The organism is Paenibacillus algorifonticola (genome assembly GCF_050481745.1).
In the GTDB taxonomy this organism is placed as follows: Bacteria; Bacillota; Bacilli; order Paenibacillales; family Paenibacillaceae; genus Pristimantibacillus; species Pristimantibacillus algorifonticola_A.
In genome coordinates, this window is record NZ_JBCNGR010000093.1 from 1 (window position 1) to 4,280 (window position 4,280).

The 4,280-nt window shown below is 47.2% G+C and carries 4 protein-coding genes; 1 reads left to right on the forward strand and 3 read right to left on the reverse strand.

Annotated features, from left to right (window positions below):
* From ABEW34_RS31725 to zwf, 3 genes are all read right to left on the reverse strand, one after another.
* A partial coding sequence (locus tag ABEW34_RS31725) for a transaldolase family protein (RefSeq protein WP_430165816.1) occupies window positions 1–376 on the reverse strand: 376 nt, incomplete at its 3' end.
* 75 nt (window positions 377–451) lie between these two features.
* Window positions 452–2,440, reverse strand: a complete 1,989-nt coding sequence (gene tkt / locus ABEW34_RS31730; protein WP_430165824.1) for a transketolase — start codon at window positions 2,438–2,440, stop codon at window positions 452–454.
* A complete protein-coding gene (gene zwf, locus ABEW34_RS31735; protein ID WP_430165819.1) occupies window positions 2,424–3,950 on the reverse strand; it encodes a glucose-6-phosphate dehydrogenase in 1,527 nt (508 codons plus the stop codon). The genes tkt and zwf overlap by 17 nt, the downstream gene beginning before the upstream one ends.
* A 115-nt stretch (window positions 3,951–4,065) precedes the next feature.
* Between zwf and ABEW34_RS31740 the strand changes: the two genes are divergently transcribed.
* The coding region (locus ABEW34_RS31740) for a LysR family transcriptional regulator (RefSeq protein WP_430165822.1) at window positions 4,066–4,280 on the forward strand (215 nt) is incomplete at its 3' end.

Consider the following 4,280-nt stretch of genomic DNA (forward strand, 5'->3'; position numbering starts at 1 on the left):
CAGCCAACAGCGCCTGGTTCACTGTGAAAATAAGCGTTACGTTCGTTTTTACGCCTTTTTTCGTCAGGTAACGGCAAGTTTCCAGTCCAGCAAGGTTCATCGGAAGCTTGATTGTAATGTTTTTATCGTTGTTGTTGATTTTGATCAGCTCGTCCGCTTCAGCGATCATTTCTTCAGCTGTAATCGCGTTAGGCGTTACTTCTGCAGAAACGGATTCAACCTCAGGCACGATTTGCAAAATTTCAGCAATACGGTCTTCAAATTTCACGCCTTCTTTAGCAACCAAAGATGGGTTAGTGGTAACACCGGACAAAACGCCAATTTTATAAGCTTTCTTAATATCTTCCACATTAGCCGTATCGATAAAAAATTTCATAGTCAATTACCTCCGTTTTTTGGGTTCATTTTTGAATTGCACTTTCATTTTAAATTTGATCGCCGAGCATTACAATTATTTTACTAATTCTTTTGCCAGGCTCACAACATTCTCAGTTGAGAAACCAAAGTAATCCATTACCTGGTTGCCCGGACCTGACGCGCCAAACGTATCAATGGACAATACTTTGCCGCTTGGCCCTGCATAACGCTCCCAGCCGAGCGAAATGCCCGCTTCAATAGCGATGCGATTCGACACGGTATCAGGGAGAACGGATTGCTTGTAAGCTGCTGACTGACGCTCAAACAGTTCTCTGCTTGGCATAGCCACGACGCGAACGGATAGGTTATCCCTCTCCAGCTCGGTTTTAGCATTAACGGCAAGCGATACCTCTGAACCTGTTGCGATCAAAATAACGTCTGGCTTCTCGCTTGTTTCTGTCAGGACATAAGCGCCTTTAGCTACCTCTGCAACGTTAGCTTTCGTTGCTTCATAGATCGGCAGATTTTGTCTGCTCAGCACGAGCGCAACCGGACCATCATTTTGCTGTAAAGCATAAGCCCAAGCACTTGCAGTTTCATTGGCATCCGTTGGACGAATGACCGTAAGCCCTGGAATGGTGCGAAGCGCAGCCAAATGCTCAACTGGCTCATGCGTAGGACCATCTTCACCGACTGCGATGGAATCATGCGTGAATACATACGTAACAGGCAGCTTCTGCAAGGCAGCCAGACGAATCGACGGGCGCAAATAATCGCTGAATACGAAGAAGGTGCTCACGAATGGTTTTACGCCGCCATGCAGCGCCATGCCATTGCCCGCCGCGCCCATTGCATGCTCACGAACGCCGAAATAAATATTGCGCCCTGCATACGATTGAACTGCGAATGTCGCTTCTCCTTTAATGTCCGTCATCGTGGAATGCGATAGATCTGCACTGCCTCCGAAGATGGAAGGAACGGTTTTCACATAATGATTGATGGCTTCACCGCTCGCTACGCGAGTTGAAAGTGTTTTGGAGGCATCGAAGGTCAAAATGTCAGCTGCATCAATCGTTACCGTACCCTCGATGACTTGAGCCAGCTCCTTGCCCTGTGCCGGATATTGCGCGGTATAGGAAACGAGCTGCTTGTTCCATTCCGCTTCTTTAGCCGCACCCGCAAGCTTCAGCTGTTCGTAATGAGCTTTGACCTCAGCCGGTACGGTGAACTCTTCTTCATACTTCCAGCCATAAGCGGCTTTCGTTGCAATTGCTTCTTCCTTGCCCAGCGGATTGCCATGCGCTTTATTCGTGCCCGCTACTTTGCTTCCGTAACCGATAATCGTACGGATTTCGATAAGCGTTGGCTGTGAATCGTTTTGCTTGGCAGCTGCAATTGCCTCAGCGATGGCCGAAGTGTCATTGCCATCTTCCACGCGGAGATATTGCCAATTCGCAGATTCCGCTCTTTTTTGAATATTCTCCCCAAAAGAAAGATTTAATTCCCCATCGAGGGAAATATCGTTTGAATCGTAAAGCACGATCAATTTGTCCAGCTTCATGTGGCCAGCCATGGACATGGCCTCATAGGAAATCCCTTCCATCAAGCAGCCATCGCCAACAAGCGCATAAGTATAATGGTCGATAATCGGGAAACCATCCTGATTGAATTTTGCAGCCAGATGCGCCTCTGCCATTGCCATGCCAACAGCCATTGCAACCCCTTGGCCTAGAGGGCCAGTCGTTGCATCTACGCCATCCGTATGTCCAAACTCAGGATGGCCTGGCGTCTTGCTGTTCAGCTTGCGAAATTGCTTCAAATCGTCGAGCGATACTGCATAGCCGGATAAGTGCAGCAGGCTGTAAAGCAGTGCTGAACCATGGCCCGCCGAAAGCACGAAACGATCGCGGTTGAACCATTTGGCATGACCGGGATTGTGGCTTAAAAATTTGGACCATAACGTGTACGCCATTGGTGCTGCCCCCATTGGAAGGCCCGGATGACCGGAATTGGCGCTGTTAATGGCATCAATCGATAAAGTACGAATCGTGTCAATCGCTAACTGATCAATGGTTTGTGTGATAGGCATATTGTTGTCCTTTCTCTGTTTCAGATTGTTGTTCCAGCTTGGAATCGAACCACCAGTGGTAGCCATCCTGCGCTAGCAAAGCATCGGACTCCGCTGGCCCATAAGTACCAGCCGCATAATGATGAAGAGGAACCTGATTTTCCGCGAAAGCTTCCAAAATAGGCTGAACCCAAGCCCACGACATTTCAACTTCATCCCAATGGGCAAAAAACGTAGGGTTGCCATTCAAAGCATCATGAATCAAATTTTCATAAGCTTCTGGAAGCTCTTCCTTGTTCGGGTGAAAATCGATTTGAATCGGCTTGAATTCACCATTTTGCTGCGAATCCTTGGAATTGAGCTGAAGCGTAATGCTTTCATTAGGGCTCATTTCAATGACGAGCAGATTCGGAGCCACACCCTCCTCGTTTTCGGAAGGCGCTTGTTTTAAAGGCTCTTTAAATTCAATGACGATTCGCGTCGATTTTTCCTTCATTCTTTTGCCGGTACGAATGTAGAATGGAACGCCCCGCCAAAAGAAATCATCAATTTGCAATTTAGCTGCGATAAAGGTGTCATTCATCGAAGTTTCAGCAATCCCCGGCTCGGACCTATAACCAACAACCGGCTTGCCCTGAATGCTGCCAGCGCTGTATTGTCCGCGAATGACGCTCAGTCCAACATCTTTCTTTTGCAGCGGTTCAAGTGCTTCCATCACCTGTTTCTTCTTAGAACGAACCTTTTCCGGATCGCTCTTCTGCGGCAGCTGGATCGCCGTCATCATAAGCAATTGCAGCAAATGGTTTTGGAACATGTCTCTTAGTGCGCCGACATGATCGTAATAACCGGCTCTTTCCTCTACACCGACCGTTTCATTCGCTGTAATTTGCACATTGGCAATGTAATGATTGTTCCACAGCGCCTGAATGACCGGGTTCGTCTGCTGCAAAGCCTCAAGACGCTGCACCATCGGCTTGCCGAGATAATGATCGATCCGGAAAACTTCTTTTTCCTCGAAAGATTGGCTAAGACTTGCATTCAAATCGCGAGCAGATTGCAAATCATGGCCGAAAGGCTTCTCAATGACGAGGCGCTTCCAGCCCTGTGCAGAGCCAAGCCCGCTTGCCTGAATGTTGGATGCAATCGTTTCGAAAAATTCAGGCCCAACCGACAAATAAAACAGGCGATTCGGGGCAAGATTTAAAGCTGCTTCCCGCTGTTCAATCATTTGAAGCAGCTTCTGGTAATCTTCCGTATGGTCTATGTTCAGAACTTGGTAACGGAATGCTTGTAAAAAAGCTTTCACGCTTGCCTCGTCCTTTATTTCCCGTCTGGAAAAATCACGGAGAGATTGCTCGACATTTGCCTGAAAGGTTTCATGCGTCAGCTCTCTACGTCCAAGGCCAATCAAGGAGAATGCTTGCGGCAGTTTCTGCTCGATGAACAAATTATACAAAGCGGGGTAGATTTTTCTTTTTGCTAAATCCCCTGTCGCTCCAAACAACACAAAAGTGGTTGGCTCCATCTTCCTTTCTCCTTCCCATTCGTTAGCTATGGTTTCTTTTTCTTAGTTACACTATAATACGTTTAGGGGTCATACAAGTAATTAATATATTTAAGAGGAGGTATAGACGACATCTATGATCAATAATTACGAATTATATAAGGTTTTTTATTGGGCCGCTAAAACAGGCAGCTTAACGAAAGCCGCTAATGCGCTGTACCTCACCCAACCGAGCGTCAGCCACGCCATTAAGCAGCTGGAAAACAGCTTCGGCATCACATTGTTTTATCGAAATTCCAAAGGGGTTGCGCTAACGCAGGAAGGTACGATTTTGTACTCCTACATCGAGCA

What these genes read in the sequence shown, in the direction of transcription:
- zwf (WP_430165819.1), bottom strand. Translation starts at nt 3,950, where the DNA reads ATGGAGCCAACCACTTTTGTGTTGTTTGGAGCGACAGGGGATTTAGCA.